This window comes from Pseudoalteromonas espejiana DSM 9414 (assembly GCF_002221525.1).
GTDB lineage: Bacteria > Pseudomonadota > Gammaproteobacteria > Enterobacterales > Alteromonadaceae > Pseudoalteromonas > Pseudoalteromonas espejiana.
In genome coordinates this window covers 3,447,501-3,467,548 of sequence record NZ_CP011028.1, presented here as the reverse complement: position 1 = coordinate 3,467,548, position 20,048 = coordinate 3,447,501, and the positions used below count along the sequence as shown (strand labels likewise).

28 protein-coding genes and 1 pseudogene (1 of these 29 only partly in view) are annotated in these 20,048 nt (G+C 42.0%); 23 read left to right on the top strand and 6 right to left on the bottom strand.

All coding sequences use genetic code 11. The annotated features are described in order from the left end of the window. The first annotated feature begins 4 nt into the window (after positions 1–4). Both PESP_RS15765 and PESP_RS15760 read left to right on the top strand, forming a co-directional pair. A complete protein-coding gene (locus tag PESP_RS15765; RefSeq protein ID WP_089348867.1) occupies positions 5–187 on the top strand; it encodes a hypothetical protein in 183 nt (60 codons plus the stop codon). Then, the gene (locus PESP_RS15760; protein WP_089348866.1) at positions 188–805 is read left to right on the top strand and encodes a LysE family translocator; all 618 of its coding nucleotides are present in this window, start codon (positions 188–190) and stop codon (positions 803–805) included. Positions 806–828: 23 nt separating this feature from the next. On the opposite strand, the gene PESP_RS15755 is transcribed toward PESP_RS15760, so the two are convergent. Continuing rightward, entirely contained in the window at positions 829–1,566 is a 738-nt protein-coding gene (locus tag PESP_RS15755; RefSeq protein WP_245852102.1) for a MipA/OmpV family protein, read from the bottom strand. A 276-nt stretch (positions 1,567–1,842) separates the two neighbouring features. On the opposite strand from PESP_RS15755, the gene PESP_RS15750 reads away from it, so the two are divergent. Continuing rightward, positions 1,843–2,382 carry a PH domain-containing protein gene (locus PESP_RS15750; protein ID WP_089348864.1) on the top strand — a complete coding sequence of 180 codons (540 nt, stop codon included), beginning with the start codon at positions 1,843–1,845 and terminating at the stop codon, positions 2,380–2,382. On the opposite strand, the gene PESP_RS15745 is transcribed toward PESP_RS15750, so the two are convergent. After that, positions 2,379–4,157, bottom strand: a complete 1,779-nt coding sequence (locus PESP_RS15745; protein ID WP_089348863.1) for an alkaline phosphatase D family protein — start codon at positions 4,155–4,157, stop codon at positions 2,379–2,381. The genes PESP_RS15750 and PESP_RS15745 overlap by 4 nt on opposite strands. A gap of 66 nt (positions 4,158–4,223) precedes the next feature. Next, a complete protein-coding gene (locus PESP_RS15740) occupies positions 4,224–4,568 on the bottom strand; it encodes a rhodanese-like domain-containing protein (protein ID WP_089348862.1) in 345 nt (114 codons plus the stop codon). 284 nt (positions 4,569–4,852) lie between these two features. On the opposite strand from PESP_RS15740, the gene PESP_RS15735 reads away from it, so the two are divergent. Next, the gene (locus PESP_RS15735; RefSeq protein WP_089348861.1) at positions 4,853–5,161 is read left to right on the top strand and encodes an ArsR/SmtB family transcription factor; all 309 of its coding nucleotides are present in this window, start codon (positions 4,853–4,855) and stop codon (positions 5,159–5,161) included. 7 nt (positions 5,162–5,168) lie between these two features. Here the strand turns inward: PESP_RS15735 and PESP_RS15730 are convergent, their stop codons facing one another. Next, complete coding sequence (locus PESP_RS15730; RefSeq protein ID WP_089348860.1) at positions 5,169–5,846, bottom strand: nitroreductase family protein; 678 nt, start codon at positions 5,844–5,846, stop codon at positions 5,169–5,171. Positions 5,847–5,941: 95 nt separating this feature from the next. Here PESP_RS15730 and PESP_RS15725 point away from each other — a divergent pair. Continuing rightward, positions 5,942–6,712: pseudogene (locus PESP_RS15725) on the top strand (hypothetical protein); the annotation flags it as partial. A 388-nt stretch (positions 6,713–7,100) separates the two neighbouring features. Here the strand turns inward: PESP_RS15725 and PESP_RS15720 are convergent. Next, on the bottom strand, positions 7,101–7,787 hold the full coding sequence (locus tag PESP_RS15720; RefSeq protein WP_089348859.1) for a TorF family putative porin: 687 nt from the start codon (positions 7,785–7,787) through the stop codon (positions 7,101–7,103). A 277-nt stretch (positions 7,788–8,064) separates the two neighbouring features. After that, on the bottom strand, positions 8,065–9,228 hold the full coding sequence (locus PESP_RS15715; protein WP_089348858.1) for a hypothetical protein: 1,164 nt from the start codon (positions 9,226–9,228) through the stop codon (positions 8,065–8,067). A gap of 311 nt (positions 9,229–9,539) precedes the next feature. On the opposite strand from PESP_RS15715, the gene PESP_RS15710 reads away from it, so the two are divergent. The 18 genes from PESP_RS15710 to rplQ all read left to right on the top strand — a co-directional run. Further along, positions 9,540–11,510, top strand: a complete 1,971-nt coding sequence (locus tag PESP_RS15710; protein ID WP_089348857.1) for an AsmA family protein — start codon at positions 9,540–9,542, stop codon at positions 11,508–11,510. Between the two features lie 277 nt (positions 11,511–11,787). Next, positions 11,788–12,156: a 50S ribosomal protein L14 gene (gene rplN / locus PESP_RS15705; protein WP_089348856.1), complete on the top strand. Its 369-nt coding sequence runs from the start codon at positions 11,788–11,790 to the stop codon at positions 12,154–12,156. Between the two features lie 10 nt (positions 12,157–12,166). Continuing rightward, positions 12,167–12,481, top strand: coding sequence for a 50S ribosomal protein L24 (gene rplX, locus PESP_RS15700; protein WP_087532491.1), 315 nt, complete (start codon positions 12,167–12,169; stop codon positions 12,479–12,481). 16 nt (positions 12,482–12,497) lie between these two features. Further along, positions 12,498–13,037: a 50S ribosomal protein L5 gene (gene rplE, locus PESP_RS15695; RefSeq protein ID WP_010392500.1), complete on the top strand. Its 540-nt coding sequence runs from the start codon at positions 12,498–12,500 to the stop codon at positions 13,035–13,037. 10 nt (positions 13,038–13,047) lie between these two features. Beyond that, complete coding sequence (gene rpsN, locus PESP_RS15690) at positions 13,048–13,353, top strand: 30S ribosomal protein S14 (RefSeq protein WP_089348855.1); 306 nt, start codon at positions 13,048–13,050, stop codon at positions 13,351–13,353. A gap of 21 nt (positions 13,354–13,374) precedes the next feature. Beyond that, positions 13,375–13,767, top strand: coding sequence for a 30S ribosomal protein S8 (gene rpsH, locus PESP_RS15685; RefSeq protein WP_004589207.1), 393 nt, complete (start codon positions 13,375–13,377; stop codon positions 13,765–13,767). 13 nt (positions 13,768–13,780) lie between these two features. After that, entirely contained in the window at positions 13,781–14,314 is a 534-nt protein-coding gene (rplF, locus tag PESP_RS15680) for a 50S ribosomal protein L6 (protein ID WP_089348854.1), read from the top strand. A 9-nt stretch (positions 14,315–14,323) separates the two neighbouring features. Further along, the gene (gene rplR / locus PESP_RS15675; protein ID WP_004589205.1) at positions 14,324–14,674 is read left to right on the top strand and encodes a 50S ribosomal protein L18; all 351 of its coding nucleotides are present in this window, start codon (positions 14,324–14,326) and stop codon (positions 14,672–14,674) included. A 9-nt stretch (positions 14,675–14,683) separates the two neighbouring features. Next, the gene (rpsE, locus tag PESP_RS15670; protein ID WP_004589204.1) at positions 14,684–15,190 is read left to right on the top strand and encodes a 30S ribosomal protein S5; all 507 of its coding nucleotides are present in this window, start codon (positions 14,684–14,686) and stop codon (positions 15,188–15,190) included. Positions 15,191–15,192: 2 nt separating this feature from the next. Then, positions 15,193–15,375, top strand: a complete 183-nt coding sequence (gene rpmD, locus PESP_RS15665) for a 50S ribosomal protein L30 (RefSeq protein WP_089348853.1) — start codon at positions 15,193–15,195, stop codon at positions 15,373–15,375. Between the two features lie 4 nt (positions 15,376–15,379). Further along, positions 15,380–15,814, top strand: coding sequence for a 50S ribosomal protein L15 (gene rplO, locus PESP_RS15660; RefSeq protein WP_089348852.1), 435 nt, complete (start codon positions 15,380–15,382; stop codon positions 15,812–15,814). A 10-nt stretch (positions 15,815–15,824) separates the two neighbouring features. Continuing rightward, positions 15,825–17,153, top strand: coding sequence for a preprotein translocase subunit SecY (gene secY / locus PESP_RS15655; RefSeq protein WP_089348851.1), 1,329 nt, complete (start codon positions 15,825–15,827; stop codon positions 17,151–17,153). Between the two features lie 22 nt (positions 17,154–17,175). Continuing rightward, the gene (rpmJ, locus tag PESP_RS15650) at positions 17,176–17,289 is read left to right on the top strand and encodes a 50S ribosomal protein L36 (protein ID WP_002959476.1); all 114 of its coding nucleotides are present in this window, start codon (positions 17,176–17,178) and stop codon (positions 17,287–17,289) included. A gap of 125 nt (positions 17,290–17,414) precedes the next feature. Continuing rightward, positions 17,415–17,771, top strand: coding sequence for a 30S ribosomal protein S13 (gene rpsM, locus PESP_RS15645; protein ID WP_004589200.1), 357 nt, complete (start codon positions 17,415–17,417; stop codon positions 17,769–17,771). 12 nt (positions 17,772–17,783) lie between these two features. Next, positions 17,784–18,170 carry a 30S ribosomal protein S11 gene (gene rpsK / locus PESP_RS15640; RefSeq protein WP_002959471.1) on the top strand — a complete coding sequence of 129 codons (387 nt, stop codon included), beginning with the start codon at positions 17,784–17,786 and terminating at the stop codon, positions 18,168–18,170. A gap of 21 nt (positions 18,171–18,191) precedes the next feature. Then, positions 18,192–18,812, top strand: coding sequence for a 30S ribosomal protein S4 (rpsD, locus tag PESP_RS15635; RefSeq protein WP_004589199.1), 621 nt, complete (start codon positions 18,192–18,194; stop codon positions 18,810–18,812). Between the two features lie 24 nt (positions 18,813–18,836). Continuing rightward, a complete protein-coding gene (locus tag PESP_RS15630; RefSeq protein WP_089348850.1) occupies positions 18,837–19,823 on the top strand; it encodes a DNA-directed RNA polymerase subunit alpha in 987 nt (328 codons plus the stop codon). Between the two features lie 39 nt (positions 19,824–19,862). Further along, positions 19,863–20,048, top strand: partial view of a 50S ribosomal protein L17 gene (gene rplQ, locus PESP_RS15625; RefSeq protein ID WP_004589197.1) — the start only. The gene runs 216 nt beyond the window's last position; the window shows 186 of its 402 coding nt (coding positions 1–186); it begins with the start codon at positions 19,863–19,865; the stop codon falls past the right edge of the window.

Genomic DNA, 20,048 nt, shown 5'->3' with positions numbered 1-20,048 from the left:
TAAAATGCAAAAAGTAATCGAATTTAGAAAGACTCGTTTTTTGGGTAGCGTAGATATAGCCGCGCTGAATGATCGCATACAGGAATTAAATCAAGATGGCTGGAAAGTAATAAACGCAGTGCCATTGACAGGCTTTTATGGGCAAGTGCATGGCTATACTTTATTTATTGAAACTGACGAGCTTTAAATGACATTTTCAGTATGGTTAAGCCTAGCGGCTATTTGCATGATGGGCGCAATGTCGCCAGGGCCAAGTTTGGCGGTGGTTTTAAAGCACTCACTTAACGGCAGTATGAAAAATGGTATGCTTGCCGCACTCAGCCATGGTACAGGCGTTGGCTTGTATGCCGGCGCATCGTTATTAGGGTTAGGCGCTTTAATGACGCAGTTTCCAACTGTTTATCAAATACTTGTTTACTTAGGTGCGGCCTATTTGGCGTATTTAGGCATAAAAATATTGCTAGCAAAACCAAGTAATAACGAACTTGAAGTACAAAAAAGTGAGGGAAGTGCAGCTAAAGCATTACAAGATGGCTTTGCCATTGCATTTTTAAACCCAAAACTCGCTATTTTCTTTTTAGCTTTGTTCTCACAGTTTATTGACCCGCAAAACCTTACTTTAAGCATTGGTATTATTATGTGCTTAACGGTATTTGTAATTGATACCGGCTGGTATTTACTAGTGGCGTTACTGACAGAGGTTTCAAAAAACCGCTTTGGTTTTACCAAGCAAAACCCATGGCTTGATAAAATATTGGGGATTATATTTATTGCCCTGGCGATACGAGTAATTATTAGCGTGTGACAATTTGTCACACGCTAATAATATTAAAAACGATAGTTAACCGACATCATAACGGTAGTGGTGCTATCGGTATCAATAATGGGTGAGTCTTCAATGTCAGAATCAAGCTGTTGATAGTTAACCATTGCGTTTACGTTCCAGTTTTTATTAATGTAATACATTAAAAATAAACCCGCATTGTAGTTAACTGTAGAACCAAGTTCGTAAGGCGCATAGGTGGTTGATTCACCGGGTGCGACACCATAATAATAGTTAGATACATCACTGCTATTTAGCTCAACACCCACAGAAGGAATAAGCATTAATTGCTTAGATAGCTTAATAGGGTAACTGTAATTGGTTTTAAATTTAGCGCCATCACCGTGGCCTATTACATCATGAGTAGCACTTGCACTTATTTTACCAAAACCCGCAGAGTAGCTAACCTTAGTGCCAGCATAAAGAGACAGTTTTCTGTCGTCTAAGGCTTTAATAGCTGCAAGGTCTGAATCTGAGGTATCAAAATTATCGCCTGGCTCTAAAACTAATGACCAGTTAAAACCTTGCTCCTCCACTAATTTATAATCAAGTGACAAACCTCTAAAACTAAGTCTTTCACCTTCGTAGGTAATGATAGGTAAAAATAGTGTTTCACTGTCGGTTCCCGCATAAGGGGAACTGGTAGAAATAACGCCGCCCCCTAATGAAAACTGCGACTCAGCCTGAGCAGTAATACTGCAAAGCGTTAGAGTGCCAACTAATATCCGTATTGAGTTTTTCATATAAGTGTTCATCAAAAGCCTTAGGTGTTAAATAAGTAAAAACGGTAAATTGCTTGAGACAATTTAAGTGCATCTCAAAACTAATAGGCTTTAGTGTAGCTATTTTTACTGTTGGTGTTTGTAAGAGAGTGTGTGAAAGTATATTTGAATGTAAGTGGGTAAATTGCATTGAAGTCATTGATCACGTAAGTTAAATACAGTAAGCGTGTTTAACTATCTCAATAAATAAAGACACACATTTGATTAGATTAATAAAATGGGTATGAGGATAAACCAATGAGCAACCCTGTTTTAAAAAGTGCCAGCTTTGATCCCAAAGTGAAGCAATACTGGATGACTACGGCATGCCTTTTTAGCGCCTTAGCGCTGGTGACTATTCCGCTCATACCTGTGGTGTTAATTATTGTTTGGCTGGTGGCAGGTAAAATTTTAGCGGCTATGTCGGCGCAATTACTCACGCAAAAACTGGTTGTTAAACGCGGTATTTTATTTAAAGAAGAAAAATCGATACCACTTGAAAAAATAACCGATGTTGGGCTGAGCCAAGGACCGTTGATGCGTTTATTTGGCTTATACCGCTTAAGCTTTGAAACCGCCGGGCAATCTGGCCATGGTGCATTGGTGTCATTACTTGGTGTTGTAAAGGCAAGTGAGTTTAGAGAAGCCATACTTGAGCAAAAAGATAACTTAGCTGCGCAAGCACCTAAAATGGAAGAGTTTGCTGAAGATCACCTCAACCAAGCATTACTTGCCCGCTTAGTTGAGGTGGTAGAACGAATAGATACGCGCTTGGCTGCTTTAGAGGCGAAGCGTTAAACGCTTTGTAATTGAGCTTGCCCCGCAAGCATACTAAGCTCTTTGGTACGGCTTTCAACAACCTGATACTCACGTGCTTTAATTGTGCTTATATAGTTCCAGTTAGCACTGGCTTGTGTGGGTGTAAAAGTAACGGTTAAGTAGCCGCGCTCTACTAAATTATTATAAGCAAGGTCGTCAACTAACAAAGCAATCACTTGCTCTATTTGCGCCACGGTTTGCGCATCTTGTGTGTTTAGCGCTAAATACTTTTCAAGCCCTGGCGATGAAACCGAGGCAGTTGCAAACTCAACTCCTGCATTTTGTGATGCTGCAATAGGGTTATTGGCATCAGTTTTAAGCTCTCCTGCCCAACCATTATGGGTATCACCGGCTAAAACCACTAAGTTTTTTTGTGCAGCAATAGCGGTGCCTAATAACACTTCTCGCTCGTAGGCGTAGCCATCCCATGCATCAAGATTATACGGTATGGTAGTTTCTACCCGTGCAAGCTCAGCGGCTGTAACGCTTGGGTCACCCGCTAATACTCGGCCTTTAATTTGCGCCAGCTCTGCAAATAAAATATTTGCCTGTGCGAGTAAAACACTAGGATCGCCACCACTTGCTTGCGTACTTTGTAAGCTAGCTAGTAGCAGCATTACTTCTACAGGTAAATGCATTTTGGTCATTAGCACTTGCTGCCCTAATACTTGCCATTGTGTACTTGAGGTCGTTATTGCATCGCTAAGCCAAGTAAGTTGTTCACTGCCTAATAATGCGCGATCACTCGCACCAATTGCTGCGGCAAATGCACTTTGTCCCGCAGGGGTTGTGAGATCAAAATCGCTATAGCTAAGCTGTTCATCACGGGCCAATACGCGGGTATCTAGCATGTATAAAGAAACTAAGTTACCAAATTCAAAGCGACGATAAATACGCTCTTTATCGGCTACATTACGAATTGGCATCCACTCAAAGTAAGCTTGGAGTGCATTGAGTTTACGTTGGCTAAATTCGCCTTCACCTTCGTTATGGTTTTCTGCGCCTTCGCGCCATGTGTCGTTGGTAATTTCGTGGTCGTCCCATACCGTTATAAATGCACAGTGGCTATGGGCTGCTTGTAAGTCGGCATCGAGGCGATAATTTGCATAGCGTTTTCTGTAATCGGTAAGCGCGATAATTTCACTGCTGTTATCAAGGGGGAGAAGTCGGTCTAATTGCGCAGCGTCTTCGGTTGCATAGCCAGTATTGCTGTACTCGTAAATGTAATCACCTAAATGTAATACGGCATCTAAATCGCTTTGCTTAGCAATTTCACCATACACATGGAAATACCCGGCAGGGTAATTTGCGCATGATACAACTGCTAGTTTTACTTTATCTACGTTACCTACAGGTAGTGTTTTTCCTTGCCCGATAGGGGAGGTTTTTCCGTGTGCGTTAAAGCGGTAGTAATAAACGGTGTTGGCATCGAGCCCTTGTAAATCAACTTTAAGCGTAAAATCGGTGGTATCACTTATGCGTGCTTCACCATCGTGAACAATATTAGTAAAGCTTTTATCTGTGGCGGCTTGCCACTGCACGTTTAATGTTTTAGTTGTTATATTAAGTGGGGTTACACGGGTCCAAATAATTAAGCTATCGCTTAGCGGGTCGCCGCTGGCGACACCGTGATCAAAGCTAACAGGTGTGTCGTCATCGTCATCAAACCTACAACCTGTTAAACCAAGTGATAATACGGCAGCGCCAAATCCTGCTGCCGATGCTTTTAAAAAACTTCTCCGTGTAAATGCCATTGCTTTGTACCTGTTAAGTGTAAAAAGCAAAGTGTAGGCAATTTAGGTTACTTTTTTATGAAGCAGTTAAAAAACTTCACTTACTTGCGTTGCGTTACAAGTTATAACCGTTACGTTTTCGTAGCCAACGCGGGTTAGCGCTTCTGCGCTTAATGTGGCGCGAGCGCCGCTGGCACAATGTAAGTAAATAGGGCGGGCTGGGTCTTTTTCTATTTCCATTAGCTTCATTTCAAGTAATCCGCGAGGAATATTAATTGCCCCAACCGTAGCTACATTGGCATGCTCAGCAGGTTCGCGTACATCAATAAGCAGCCCTTTATTTTGTTCAAGCTCTTGCTTTGCTTGCGCTGCATCAATACGGCGTTGGTTAGGTGTGATAATTTTTAGTAAATCAGGAATTGAAGTAAGCATGAGTAGGTAAATCCTCTTTTGCGAAAAAGACACTTACGGGCGTCGCTCGGTGTAATTTGATTGCACTAAGTTAATGCCAATAAATGTGTTAAAAATTGAAAGCTACTCTCAACAAAGTAGTTTAAAAGCATCGAAATTGTAACGGCACAGCCACTAATAAAAACTGTATTACCGATGATTTACATCTATTGGTATTAACATTAGTAACCACTAATGTTAATTATATTAGAACTTACTAATGTAAAAGTCTATAATTAAAGCACGCAAAATAACTAAGTATCACAATGAATATTGAACAACTTGCCGAAAACGCTCAGCAGGCAGAGCAATTTTTAAAACTTATGGCTAATAAAAGTCGCTTAATGATTTTATGTAGTTTGTTGCAAGGTGAGCAAAGTGTGGGTGAGTTAAATAAAAATATTCCTTTGGCCCAGTCTGCTTTGTCTCAGCATTTAGCGAGTTTACGCAAAGCGCAGCTAGTAGCGACTCGCCGCGATGGGCACACTATTTATTATTCGCTAATCGACCCAAAAGTTGAGTCGATTATTACGTTACTTTACGAGTGGTTTTGCAAGCAAAGTACGGCTAAATAATGTGTTTTTAAATAAAGGTCGCAATTTCATTAAGCGATTTTTTATCAAGTGCATGGGCAGGTACTGTTGCATCATCGCTTGGGTAGCCTGCAATAAGTAACATGTAAGGGCGTTCGTTGTCTTTGTCGCGCTTACATATATCGGTTAAAAAGCTCATTGGTTTTGGGGTATGGGTAAGTGTTGCTAAACCACTACGGTGTAGAGCTTGAATTAAAAAGCCGGTAGCTAAGCCAACAGACTCATGCACATAATAATTGGTGTTTATATCATCGGTGTTTACGCCGCCCTTTTTTTGACTAAATACGGCAATAAGCCAAGGTGCGTGTTCTAAATAAGGTTTACTAGCATCGGTGCCTAACGGCTTTAGCGCATCGAGCCATTCTTCTCCTGCTCTGCCTTCATAAAAAGAGCGCTCTAGTTTTTCGGCGGCCTCTCTTATTTGTTTTTTTACATCGCTACTGTTTATAGCCACAAAATGCCACGGTTGGTGATTGGCCCCACTTGGTGCAGTACCAGCTGCTTTAATACATGCTTCAATTATATTTTTAGGTACTGGTCGGTCGCTAAAGCTGCGAATACTATGGCGGCGCTGACTAGTTTGTAAAAATTCGTTTGCACGCTTTAGCATTTCATCGTGAGGGTATTCTATAAAGTCGTTTAGTGGTTGGCTTTGATGTTTTTGCATGGCTTTACGCTTCTTATAAATGGTGTGTGTGGTTTTTATACCGACTGAATAAATGCGAGGCAAGTATTATTACCTAGCGTGTTTATTTATTGTTACAAATGTGGGTGAATCAAGTATCGGGGGCTAATGTAGAAGGTAGTGCGGTTATTTCTGAATCGCTTTCCCAATACAGCGCACTTATGGTGCTAAAAAAACGCTTTGGCGCCGAGAAGCTTCGTAAATTCTTAAAGTACGAGTTAGATAGATACTTAATGGGCCGTACTGGCGAAGCCTTTGAAGAAATGCCGCTGTATAAAACGCAGTCTCAACAATATCTTCATTACAATAAAGGCTCGGTTGTGATGATGGCTTTGTATGACCGATTAGGTGAAGAGCGCTTAAATGCCGCACTTAAAGCGTTTTTGAATGAGTTTAAATACCAATCAACGCCATACCCAACCACACTTGATTTACTTAGTTATTTAAAGCGAGATGCAACACAAGCTGAACAGCGTTTTATTGACGATCAGTTTAAATATATAACGCTTTATGAGCTTGAAATGAAAGAAGTGTCGGTTACAGATGATGTTGATAGCGAAGGCTTTTACACAGTAACACTGAGCGTTGAAGCAACTAAGCAGCATGCCGATGGACAAGGTGAAGAAACCGAGCAGCCGCTCGATCAGCTAATTGATATTGCATTATTTAGCGATGACCCTGAAAACCTACTCGCTGAAGACTTTGTTATTTACTCGCAAAAGCATCAAATAGTGTCTGGTACTAATACTATTGAGCTAAAAGTAAAAGAAAAGCCCGTGTACGCAGGGGTAGACCCGTTCATTAAGCTTGTAGATAAAGACAGTAAAAACAATCTAGCTAAGTTTTAATGATTAGCGACTAACTTAAGGGCCGCATTTAGTGCGGCCTTTTTTGTTTTAGCTAATGTGTATAACTCTAACCCTCAATAATACTTAATCACTTCAGGTCTAAACGTAGTAGCTGGCTGCGTTAAAGCCTCTGTTTAGAACAATTAAATAGCGAACTTCGGCTAGGTTTCGCCACGTTTCTCTTGCCTAAAAATAGTTTAGTCAATTAAGCGAGTTGGCATTATAGGTAAATGATTTAACAGCAAGGAGGTCGTGATTGATTAACTGAGGCGTATGATAGAGCGTATTAGCTGCTAACTTTAGAGGGCGTTATGAGTATTTAGGCTGCCCTAAAAACGAGAAAAGGGCCAAAAGGCCCTTAGTGTTGCAGCAAGTAACACATTCTGTTTTAAAGCGTAAAGTCTACCGCATAACCTACGTAAACTTTAACATCTGACTCATCCATGTCGGTGTCAGACACGCCAAAAGTAAAACCATCTTTTGATACAGAAATACCGTAATCAATAATGTTATCGTCACCAATAAAGTCGCCAGAATAGTGACCTAAGTGCAGGGCAACTTCAGTACCATTGCTGCCAACAGCAAAGCTGTAATCAGCATTTAGGTATAATGAGTCACCAAAGTCGGTGCCATCGCCATCAGCCGCTGAAGTAGCAAGTAATGCTGCACCAAAGGTAAAACCTTCGGCGCTAATGCTACCGTAAATCTCAGAAAAATCAGCATCAGCTTCAGAAGCTGCATCTGGGTAAGCGTAATAAATGTAGCCTACATCGTAACTAAAAGTGTCGTTGATATCGCCACCAAAGCCAGCGTAAACATCAAGCTCGTAAGTCATCTCGTCGGCCCATGAAGCATTTGATGCCCATGTACCTACATAAAAGCCTGACTCATCAGCGTAATCAATACCGCCAGAAATAGCAGCATCGCCCCCAGTTTGCTCTTGACCACGCCATAAGTAGTTAGACGTAGCCGCTGCGTTTGCTGTTACTTCTGCATGTACGGCTGTTGATGTTAAAGATGTAGCACCCATTAATGCAATTGCGCTAATTGCGATGGTTTTTTTTAGTCTTAGCATGTCCATTTCCCGTTATATGATTTTTATCGCCTAGGTTTTTATTCTCTTATTGGCAACCCTTTGACTGGCGGTGTTTTATTGTTTAACAGGGAATGCAATTGCACTGTATGTGCCAGCTTAAAATGATTTGTATAAAACTAGTTTTTTACTTTTATAAAACAATGTGTTGAGAGTTTTTAGGAGGGAAGAGGGTTGTTGTGGTTAATTAAAAAACGCACGCTGCTGGTGCATAATTTAACCTAACTGCACCAGAAAAATACAGTTAGGTTAGGTATGTTTAGCCAAATATAGTGCGCATAAGACTAATTGTTTCGTTTACGCCGCGACCTTTTTGTACTTCGCTAATAATAGAGTCTCGTTTACTGCGAATGTGCTCTGGTATGTCATCGGCTGCAAGTGCGCGGTCTACAAGTATTTCGGCTGACTCTTTACCTCTACGCTGCGGTTTTCCGGCACTTGTTGTGCTGCGCTTCGGTTTATTTAAAAGCTTAATATAATTTGAGTTATCGGCTGTGTTTTTATCTGCGTAATAAAAAAAGCACGGTAGCAACGCTTTTATATTAACAAGCTGCGCTTCTAGCTCATTGCTGCCGGTTGCCATTTTAAACCACGACATGGCATGAATGCTTTGTACCACATCTTGCCAGTAACGTTCAAAGTCGCGATTATTTAACTTTGTAATACCTAATGCTGCGCATAATGCATCAAGGCGGCTATTACTAATAGGTGTAAATACATCAGGGCGGCGCATTGCTAATAAACGTGTAGCAGGGGCAAGTGTTGGTTTTTCATCACTGCCGTTAAAGGCAAGTAAATAAGTAACAACAAATTGTTGGTAATCACCTTGGCTTACATCACCTTCAAGTGGGATGTTGGCAAGTGCATCGTCAAACGCACCAGGTAAGTCGGCTAACATTTGATGAAAACCTTTAGCGCTTTTAGTTGATGCAAACCACTCAACGTCGAAGTTATACGTACTTGGGTCAAGCGTGGCAGTATGTTTACCACTAAATGCCAACAAGTCCTCAGGGATCATATCTTTTAACGCTTGCTTACGAATATTTTGCACATACGTAGTAAGGCGTAGTTGCTCTTCTAATGCAATTATATCTTTGTGTTGCTCTACAAACATACTAATTACAGGCCAAGGGGCTACTCGTAGCGTTTTAAGCTGTAAAAAGCTAATTGCAGATATGAGTTGATCATGTAGCTTTTTTAGCACTGGTAATTGCTGTGGCTCTAATAAGTCGTAATTTATACGGTCTTTACTTGCGCTGAGTAGCTCGTAACACCAACCTAAAAAGTCCTCTGGGTGGTTTTCTACTTTCACGGCCATTAGGTTTAGGCTTAGTTCTGAAGCTTGCTTCAAAATATTTTGGTAAATTTGACTTTCTTGTTCGCCTAGCGCCATTTTTGACGGTGAAATTAGCAGTTTTTTCATGCCTTGTAGAGTCTCCGAGTAGATACATTTTTTAGCTGCTTTATTTTAGCGCAAATACGCCAATAGCAACAGGGCCGTGCATCATACCTAACAATTCAAGGGATGCAACGTTGTATGGTTCAATACTTGGCTAGATTTAAACTTGATGAGCTTTACTTTCAGTCACCAATTTCGCCAAGTTTACTTTTAAGCATAAATTCATTTCAAATTAAATAAATTACAATAAACAGCTTTTTTATTGTAACTACAATGATTTTAAAGCTAACACTCGCTATGATAAGAACATTATTTGCACGTTTGAAAGGATGATCATGAAGACCTTACTTAAAATTGTTGGTGTAATACTCCTACTTTGTATTGCATTAATTGTTGCCGCGCCATTTTTAATTCCTACTGATACCATTTTTAACAAAGTTTCGCAGCAGGTTGAAAGCACAACTGGCCGCACGCTCACTATAAATGGCGATAAAACGCTTAGCGTATTTCCTGCGTTAAAGTTAGAACTTAACGACGTGCACTTTGCAAACATGAAGTCTGGTTCGCGAGATGACATGGCAAGTATGCAGCAGCTAGCAGTTCATATACCTTGGATGTCGTTATTTGGTGGTGAGTTTAAGCTTGATAAATTTGTAATTAATGAACCCAACATTTTATTAGAAACCGATAAAAACGGTAAAGCTAATTGGCAATTATTTGATGCTGTAGCAGAGCAGCCCACAGAGCAAACTCAATCAGGTGAGGCTGTTAAACTACCAGAGAACTTTGATATAGAGCTAGGTGAGGTCGCTATTTATGGCGGTACGTTTACTTACCTAGATGGGCAAACAGGCGCTAAGCAGCAAATTAGCGATTTAGAGCTGGCTATTTTACTTCCTTCACTTCGTAAAACATTAGAAGTAAAGGGTGGTATTACTTATATGCAGGAGCGTTTTGAGCTTGATATAACACTAGATACACCTGCAAAAGCGATAGAAGGCGCAACATTTGATGTTACGCAAAGCCTTGACTCTCGCTTAGTTGATCTTACCTTTAAGGGCAGTATTGCCCAGCAAGGAAAAGATATAAAGGGTGAGTTGGCACTCAGCGGTGACTCGGTCAAAGAGCTTGCAGCTTGGCAGGGCGTAGACTTAAACGCTAAACAAAACGCGTTTAATGCCTTTAGTGTTAACGGTAAAATGCACCTAGCGGGTGAAAAATTTAATTTTGATGAGTTAATTGCTACGTTAGATGAGCTAGAGATAAAAGGTAAAAGTGAGCTTAACCTAGGTAACCGCTTAGCCGTAAACGCCGATATTGACTTAGGTATGCTCGATTTAAATCCATACTTACCAGAGACAGTAGCGAAGCAGGAAGAGCCACAGAGTGAAGAACCTAGTGAAGCCCAGCCTATTGTTTGGGATGACACAAAAATTGATTTAAGTGCGTTAAATACACTAGATGCCAATGTAGTTATTCGATCAAGCGGTTTAAAAGCGAATGATATTGAGCTAGGTGCAAATCAGTTTACTGTCGCGCTTAAAAATAGTGTTGCGAAATTGAGTCTTGATAGTTTCTCAGCGTATGAAGGTACTGGTAAAGGGGTTATTAACATTAACGCCCAAAACACACCTTATAAAATAACCACTAACTTTGATTTGTCAGGTATAGACGCACAGCCATTATTAACTGATGCGGCAGGCTTCGATAAACTAATGGGTAAGGGGTCATTAAATTGGAATCTAACCACTACAGGGCAAAGTCAAAAGACATTTATCGATGCGTTAAATGGCAAATTGGCATTTGAGTTTGCAGATGGAGCCGTAAAAGGCGCAAACGTAGCTGAAATGGTTCGTAAAGGTAAAGAGCTTATTACCGGTAACTTTGGTGCAGTAAGTGAGGGATTAGATACTGGCTTTGAAGAATCAGAGCAAACAGACTTTTCAGCGCTTACAGGGAGCTTTAACTTCACCAATGGTGTAGGCAACAATACAGACCTTTCACTTATTAGTCCGTTAATACGTATCTCTGGAGAAGGTGATGTAGATTTGCCGCAAACGAAGGTTGATTATCGTTTAGTGACGGGGATAGTTGACTCAATTGAAGGGCAAGGTACCACAGATGATAGCACGGGCTTTAAAATCCCACTGCGAATAAAAGGCCCATTCCATGACGTTGGCTTTAAGCTCGATGTTAGCAATGCACTTAAAGATGAAGCCAAGCAAAAACTCGATGACGCCAAAGAAAAGGCAAAAGAGAAAGCCAAAGACAAAGTAAAAGATAAACTAAAAGGACTATTTGGCTAAAGCCATTTACGCCAGAAAAAAATAAACAGGGCGCTAATTGAGCCTTGTTTGTTTTATAACCACTTGTAAAATAGCTACATAGCGGTTTTTACTCAGTTTTAATCTGCCCTTCTCTTAAATTAATTAAAAAATAACCTACCACTCCCTAGCCAATGCTGGTACAATTGCCCGCCCTTAAGAGACAACTCTGTTGTTTTTTGAGTGGGAATCAATCGAAGTGCCTTGATTTTAAACAAATTTAAGGCAAGTTGTAATTACTACACCGGAGGTCATTAACATGATCCAAATGCAAACTCAGCTGGAAGTTGCTGATAACAGCGGCGCTCGCAAAGTGCAGTGTATAAAAGTCCTTGGTGGTTCACACCGTCGCTATGCGGCTGTTGGCGATATCATTAAAGTTTCTGTAAAAGAAGCTATTCCTCGCGGTCAAGTGAAGAAAGGTGATGTTAAAAACGCGGTAGTTGTGCGTACCAAAAAAGGCGTTCGTCGTCCAGACGGTTCTTTGATCCGTTTCGATAGCAATGCGGCTGTTATCTTAAATGATAACTTGCAGCCAATTGGTACTCGTATCTTCGGCCCTGTGACTCGTGAACTTCGTAATGATAAGTTCATGAAAATTGTTTCACTAGCCCCAGAAGTACTGTAAGGAGTCTATCATGGCAGCAAAAATCCGTCGTGATGACGAAGTAATCGTACTAGCAGGTAAAGACAAAGGTAAGCGCGGCAAAGTGCTTTCAGTTGTTACCGAGTCTGGTCGAGTATTTGTCGAAGGCATTAACTTAATCAAGAAACACCAAAAGCCGGTTCCACAATTGAACCAAGCTGGCGGCATTGTTGAGAAAGAAGCGTCTATCGACGTATCAAACGTTGCGATCTTCAACTCGGAAACGAGTAAAGCAGATCGTGTAGGTTTCAAGATTGAAGATGGTAAGAAATTACGTATCTTTAAATCTACTGGTAAAACTATCTAATAGTTGGAGTAGAATGATGGCGAAACTGCATGAAGTATATAAAGACAAAGTAGTTGCTGAGCTTCAAGAGAAGTTTGGTTTCAGCTCTGTCATGCAAGTCCCTCAGATCGAAAAGATCACATTAAATATGGGCGTGGGCGAAGCCCTAGCTGACAAGAAGATTTTAGATAACGCTGTTGCGGATCTAGAAGCTATCTCTGGTCAGAAACCTTTAATCACTAAAGCACGCAAATCTGTTGCTGGCTTTAAAGTGCGTGAAGGCTACCCAATTGGCTGTAAAGTAACCTTACGCGGCGAGCGTATGTGGGACTTTTTTGAGCGTTTGGTATCAATCGCTATCCCACGTATCCGTGACTTCCGTGGTGTGAGTGCTAAGTCTTTTGATGGACGTGGTAACTACAGCATGGGCGTACGTGAACAAATCATCTTCCCAGAAATTGATTACGATAAAGTAGACCGTGTACGCGGTATGGATATCACAATCACAACTTCTGCGAAATCTGATGAGGAAGGCCGTGCGTTGTTAGAAGCGTTTAACTTCCCATTCAAGAAATAAGGGTAGGGTTATGGCAAAGAATTCTATGAAAGCGCGCGAAGCAAAGCGCACTAAACTAGTTGCTCAGTACGCTGAAAAGCGTGCAGCACTAAAAGCTATCATCAGCGATGTTAACGCATCTGAAGATGAACGTTGGGACGCGGTACTTAAGCTTCAAGCTTTACCACGTGATTCTAGCCCTGCACGTCAACGTAATCGTTGTAACATTACGGGCCGCCCACATGGTTTCCTTCGCAAATTCGGCATGAGCCGTATTAAAGTTCGCGAAGCAGCTATGCGCGGTGAAATTCCTGGCCTTAAAAAGGCTAGCTGGTAATAGTATCACGGGAGTAAGACTATGAGCTTGCAAGATCCTATCGCGGATTTGTTTACACGTATCCGTAACGGTCAATCAGCGAAGAAAGTATCTGTAACGATGCCAACTTCAAAGCTGAAAGTAGCAGTAGCTAAAGTATTAAAAGACGAAGGTTACATCGCAGATTTCGCTGTAAACAGCGAAGCGAAACCTGAGCTTTCTATCGAGTTGAAATACTTCGAAGGCAAAGCTGTAATTGAAAATATCCAGCGTGTTAGCCGCCCTGGTCTACGTATCTATAAGAAACGTGACGAATTACCGAAGGTAATGGGTGGTCTTGGTATCGCTATCGTATCAACTTCTAAAGGCCTAATGACAGACCGCGCAGCACGTAGTGCTGGTGTTGGTGGTGAAATCATTGGCTTTGTAGCTTAATCGGAGGGGAACTATGTCTCGCATAGCAAAGGCACCAATCAATGTTCCTGCCGGTGTAGAAGTTACATTAAAAGGCCAGGACATCACAGTTAAAGGCAAAAACGGTGAATTAACGCGTACTATCAACGATGCAGTTGAAGTACAACTTAATGACAACGTTATTACAACTTTACCTCGTGAAGGCGTAGCTAATGCATGGGCTCAAGCAGGTACTGCTCGCGCTCTAATCAACAACATGGTTGTTGGTACGCATGAAGGTTACGAGAAGAAACTTCAGTTAGTAGGTGTTGGTTACCGTGCTGCAGCTAAGGGTAAAGTTTTAGACTTAACACTTGGTTTCTCGCACCCAGTTAATTTCGAAGTTCCTGAGGGAATTACGATTGAAACTCCAAGCCAAACAGAAGTTCTAGTTAAGGGCGTAGATAAGCAGTTAGTTGGTCAAACAGCTGCTAACATTCGTGCATACCGTAAACCTGAGCCTTATAAAGGTAAAGGTGTTCGTTATTCAGATGAGAATGTACGCCGTAAAGAGGCTAAGAAGAAGTAAGGTAAGACGATGGATAAAAAAACAGCTCGTCTACGTCGTGCTAAACGCACTCGTAGAAATTATATTGAACAAGGCACAACGCGTCTTGTTATCCACCGCACGCCACGTCACATTTACGCTCAAGTAGTTAATGCTGAGGGTACTGTACTGGCTGCTGCTTCTACTGTTGAGAAAGCTATTAGCGAAACAGTTAAAGGCACAGGCAACGTTTCAGCTGCACAAGCAGTTGGTAAAGCGGTTGCAGAACGTGCGGCTGACAAAGGCATCGAAAAGATTGCTTTTGATCGCAGTGGCTTTAAATATCACGGCCGTGTGAAGGCGCTAGCTGATGCTGCGCGTGAAGCCGGTTTGCAATTCTAGGAGTAGACAATGGCTAACGTAGAAGCAAAGCAACAACAGCCTGATTTAGCTGAAAAGCTAATCGCGGTAAACCGTGTGTCTAAAGTAGTTAAAGGTGGTCGTATCTTTAGCTTCACTGCACTAACTGTAGTTGGTGATGGCGCAGGTAAAGTAGGTTTTGGTTATGGTAAAGCACGTGAAGTTCCAGCTGCTATTCAAAAAGCAATGGAAAAAGCACGTCGCAACATGATCAATGTAGACCTAAATGGCAACACATTACAGCATCCTGTTAAAGGACGTCATGCTGGCTCACAAGTGTTCATGAAACCAGCATCTGAAGGTACTGGTATCATCGCAGGTGGTGCTATGCGTGCAGTACTAGAAGTTACTGGTGTGCAGAACGTACTTTCTAAATGTTACGGTTCTACCAACCCGATCAACGTAGTACGTGCAACGATTCAAGCTCTAGAGAACATGAATTCTCCAGAGTCAATCGCTGCTAAACGTGGTCTGCGCGTAGACGAAATTCTGGGGTAACCATGGCAAATCAAACTGTAAAAGTAACACAAGTAAAAAGCTCTATCGGTCGTTTACCGAAACATAAAGCTACATTACGCGGTCTTGGTTTACGTCGTATCAACCACACTGTTGAGTTAGAAGACACAGCATGTGTACGTGGTATGATCAACCGAGTTTCTTACATGGTTAAGGTAGAGGGTTAATTTCATGCATTTGAATACACTTTCACCTGCTGCAGGTTCTAAAACTGCTCCAAAACGTGTTGGTCGTGGTATCGGTTCTGGTCTTGGTAAGACTGGTGGCCGTGGTCACAAAGGTCAAAAATCACGTTCTGGCGGTAAAGTACGCGTTGGTTTTGAAGGCGGTCAAATGCCTATGCAACGTCGTCTACCAAAATTTGGTTTCACTTCTCGCAAATCGTTAGTATCTGCAGAAATAAACCTTTTTGAAATCGCTAAAGTTGAAGGCGATGTGGTAGACCTAAACGCGTTACAAGCAGCTGGTCTAGTTAAAAAGAACGTTCTGTTCGTTAAAGTTGTTAAATCTGGCGAAGTTTCACGCGCTGTTACCGTTAAAGGCCTTAAGGCTTCTAAAGGTGCTCGCGAAGCTATTGAAGCTGCCGGAGGCAAGGTAGAAGACTAAGGAAGTACTAATGGCTAAACCAGGTCAAGATACACAAAGTGCACAAAGTGGACTTTCGGAATTGAAGCGTCGATTACTATTTGTTTTAGGTGCTATCATTATTTACCGTCTAGGTTCATTTGTGCCAATCCCTGGGATTGACGCCGCTGTACTTGCCGATTTCTTCGAGCAACAAAAGGGCACCATTGTTGAGATGTTCAACATGTTTAGCGGTGGTGCGCTTGAGCGAGCTTCAGTGTTAGCACTGGGTATTATGCCGTACATCTCGGCTTCGATTATTACGCAACTATTAACGCATATGTATCCTCCGTTTATAGAGCTTAAGAAAGAAGGTGAGCAAGGGCGTAAAAAAATTAGCCAGTACACACGCTACGGCACGCTTGTGCTTGCTACTATCCAATCAATCGGTATTGCCACAAGCTTACCGGGCATGATGGACGGGTTAGTTGTTAACCCAGGTCTTGGTTTCTATTTCACCGCAGTGGTGAGTTTAGTAACTGGTACTATGTTCCTAATGTGGTTGGGCGAGCAAATAACAGAACGTGGTATCGGTAACGGTATCTCAGTTCTAATATTTGTTGGTATTGTAGCTAACCTGCCGTCTGCTATTGGTTCGACAGCCGAAATGGCGCGCCAAGGTGATTTGAATGTTTTTGTACTGTTGATGGTTGCGGTAATTGTATTCGCTGTTACTTATCTTGTAGTGTTTTTTGAACGTGGACAACGTCGTATCGTTGTTAACTACGCTAAACGCCAACAAGGTCGTCAAGTATTTGCTGCTCAAAGCACGCATTTACCACTAAAAGTAAACATGGCGGGTGTTATTCCACCAATCTTCGCTAGTAGTATAATTCTGTTCCCTGGTACAATTGCAAGCTGGTTCGGCCAGGGTGAAGGTCCGGTCGCTGATGTGCTACAAGCAATCGCAACAACGTTGACTCCAGGTCAGCCTTTGTATGCGATGGTTCTAGCTGCAGCTATCATCTTCTTCTGCTTTTTCTACACAGCGTTGGTGTTTAACCCACGTGAAACAGCAGACAACCTGAAGAAATCTGGCGCATTTATCCCAGGTATTCGTCCAGGTGAGCAGACATCTAAATACATTGATAAAGTGATGACACGCCTGACATTGGCAGGTGCTTTGTATATAACCTTTATCTGTCTGGTGCCCGAATTCATGACTATGGCATGGCAAACGCCATTCTATTTCGGCGGTACATCAATTTTGATTATCGTTGTAGTAATCATGGACTTTATGGCACAAGTACAGACTCACCTGATGTCTCATCAGTATGATTCTGTGCTGAAAAAAGCGAACCTTAAAGGCTACGGTCGATAAGGTCAGTTTACGGAGTTGAGCAATGAAAGTACGTGCTTCCGTTAAGAAAATATGCCGTAACTGTAAAGTTATTAAACGTGCTGGTGTAGTACGCGTAATTTGCAGTGAGCCTAAGCATAAGCAAAGGCAAGGCTAAGTAAACAGTCGTGCAGGCTGAGATTTCTCGGCCTGTGTTTTTAGTTGTGATTTGGTCTTCGTTTGAGTATCCTTACGGGCTTTTCAAACTTATGATTACCAAATTCAAATATAGGAGATGTGTTAGTGGCCCGTATCGCTGGCATTAACGTCCCTGATCATAAACATGCAGTTATTGGTTTAACAGCTATTTATGGCATAGGTAAGACTCGCTCTAAGGCTATCTTAGAAGCGACTGGTATCGCCGAAACCACAAAAATCGGTGAACTTTCAGACGAAACACTTGACGTACTGCGTGATGCAGTTGGCAAGTACACTGTAGAAGGTGACCTTCGTCGTGAAGTTACTCTAAATATCAAGCGCCTTATGGACCTTGGTTGTTTCCGTGGCCTACGTCACCGTCGCTCTTTACCACTACGTGGTCAAAGAACAAAGACTAACGCGCGTACCCGTAAGGGTCCTCGTAAGCCTATTAAGCGATAAGGGGATAGTATTATGGCTAAGACACCAATTCGTCGTAAAAAGGTTAAAAAGCAAGTTGCTGATGGTATGGCTCATGTTCATGCGTCTTTCAACAACACTATTGTAACGATTACCGACCGTCAAGGTAATGCACTATCATGGGCTACTGCCGGTGGTTCAGGTTTCCGTGGTTCACGTAAATCTACACCATTTGCTGCTCAGGTTGCTGCAGAGCGTGCAGGTACTGCTGCTCAAGAATACGGTTTAAAAAATCTAGAAGTTTTCATTAAAGGTCCAGGTCCAGGTCGTGAATCTGCTGTACGTGCTTTGAATGCTGCTGGTTACCGTATCACCAACATTACTGACGTGACGCCTATACCACACAATGGTTGTCGTCCACCGAAGAAACGTCGCGTTTAACAATAGGTTAGGAGAAATAACATGGCAAGATATTTGGGCCCTAAGCTCAAGCTGAGTCGTCGTGAAGGTACTGACCTGTTCCTTAAGAGCGGCGTAAGAGCTATCGACTCTAAGTGTAAACTTGAGACTGCACCTGGTCAGCACGGCGCTCGTAAAGGTCGCTTATCTGATTACGGTTTACAATTACGTGAAAAGCAAAAAGTACGTCGTATCTACGGTGTATTAGAAAAGCAATTCCGTAACTACTACAAAGAAGCTGCTCGCCTTAAAGGTAATACAGGTGAAAACTTGTTACAGCTTTTAGAGCAACGTTTAGACAATGTTGTATATCGCATGGGTTTTGCTAGCACACGCGCTGAAGCACGTCAGTTAGTAAGCCACAAAGCGATTTTAGTTAATGGTCGTGTTGTGAATATTCCTTCATACGTAATTGCTCCAGAAGATACTGTAGTAATCCGTGAGAAGTCTAAAACACAAGCACGTATCATCGCTGCTCTAGAGTTGGCTGAGCAACGTGAAAAGCCGACTTGGGTTGAAGTTGACGGTAAGAAATTGGAAGGCAGCTTTAAGCGTCTACCTGAGCGTTCAGATCTGTCTGCGGACATTAATGAACAACTAATCGTCGAACTTTACTCTAAGTAAAGTTAAGAGTTAAGAGAGGATAAAATGCAGGGTTCTGTTACAGAATTTCTAAAACCAAGGTTAGTCGATATCGACGCTATCAACCCAACGCGTTCTAAAGTAGTTTTAGAACCACTAGAGCGTGGCTTCGGTCATACTCTGGGTAATGCCTTACGCCGTATACTGTTATCATCTATGCCTGGATGTGCAGTAACTGAAGTTGAAATCGACGGTGTATTGCATGAGTACAGCGCGAAAGAAGGCGTACAAGAAGACATCATTGAAATACTACTAAACCTTAAAGGTCTAGCAGTAACGTTAGAAGGCAAAGATGAAGTTTTTCTGACCCTGACAAAATCTGGTGTAGGCCCTGTGACTGCGGCTGATATTCAGCACGATGGCGATGTAACAATTGCTAATCCAGATCACGTTATTTGTCATTTAACGACAGATAACAGCGAGATCAGCATGCGTATTCGTGTTGAACGTGGTCGTGGTTATGTGCCGGCATCTAGTCGTTTATCCTCTGATGACGATGAGCGTCCAATTGGTCGATTGCTGCTTGATGCATCATTCAGCCCAGTTGAACGTATTGCGTACTCGGTTGAATCAGCCCGTGTTGAGCAACGTACAGACTTAGACAAGTTAATCATTGATATGGAAACAAACGGCACTTTAGATCCTGAAGAAGCGATCCGCCGTGCGTCTACTATCTTAGCTGAGCAATTAGATGCATTCGTAGATTTACGTGATGTAACTGAGCCAGAAGAGAAAGAAGAGAAGCCAGAATTCGATCCTATTCTACTTCGTCCAGTTGATGATCTTGAACTAACAGTACGTTCAGCAAACTGTTTGAAAGCCGAGCAAATTCAATATATCGGTGATTTAGTTCAGCGCACTGAAGTTGAGCTTCTTAAAACGCCTAATCTAGGTAAGAAGTCTCTAACTGAAATAAAAGACGTGCTAGCTTCACGTGGTCTTTCTCTAGGCATGCGCCTAGAAAATTGGCCGCCTGCAAGCCTAGCTGAATAATCTAAATCACTATATTAGTTTAGTTAGAAGGATAGGGTCATGCGCCATCGTAAGAGTGGTCGTCAATTAAACCGTAACAGTAGCCATCGTAAAGCGATGTTCAGCAATATGGCAGGTTCTTTGGTGAAACATGAAATCATCAAAACTACTTTGCCTAAAGCGAAAGAGTTACGCCGTGTAATTGAACCTTTAATCACACTGGCTAAGACTGACAGTGTAGCAAAT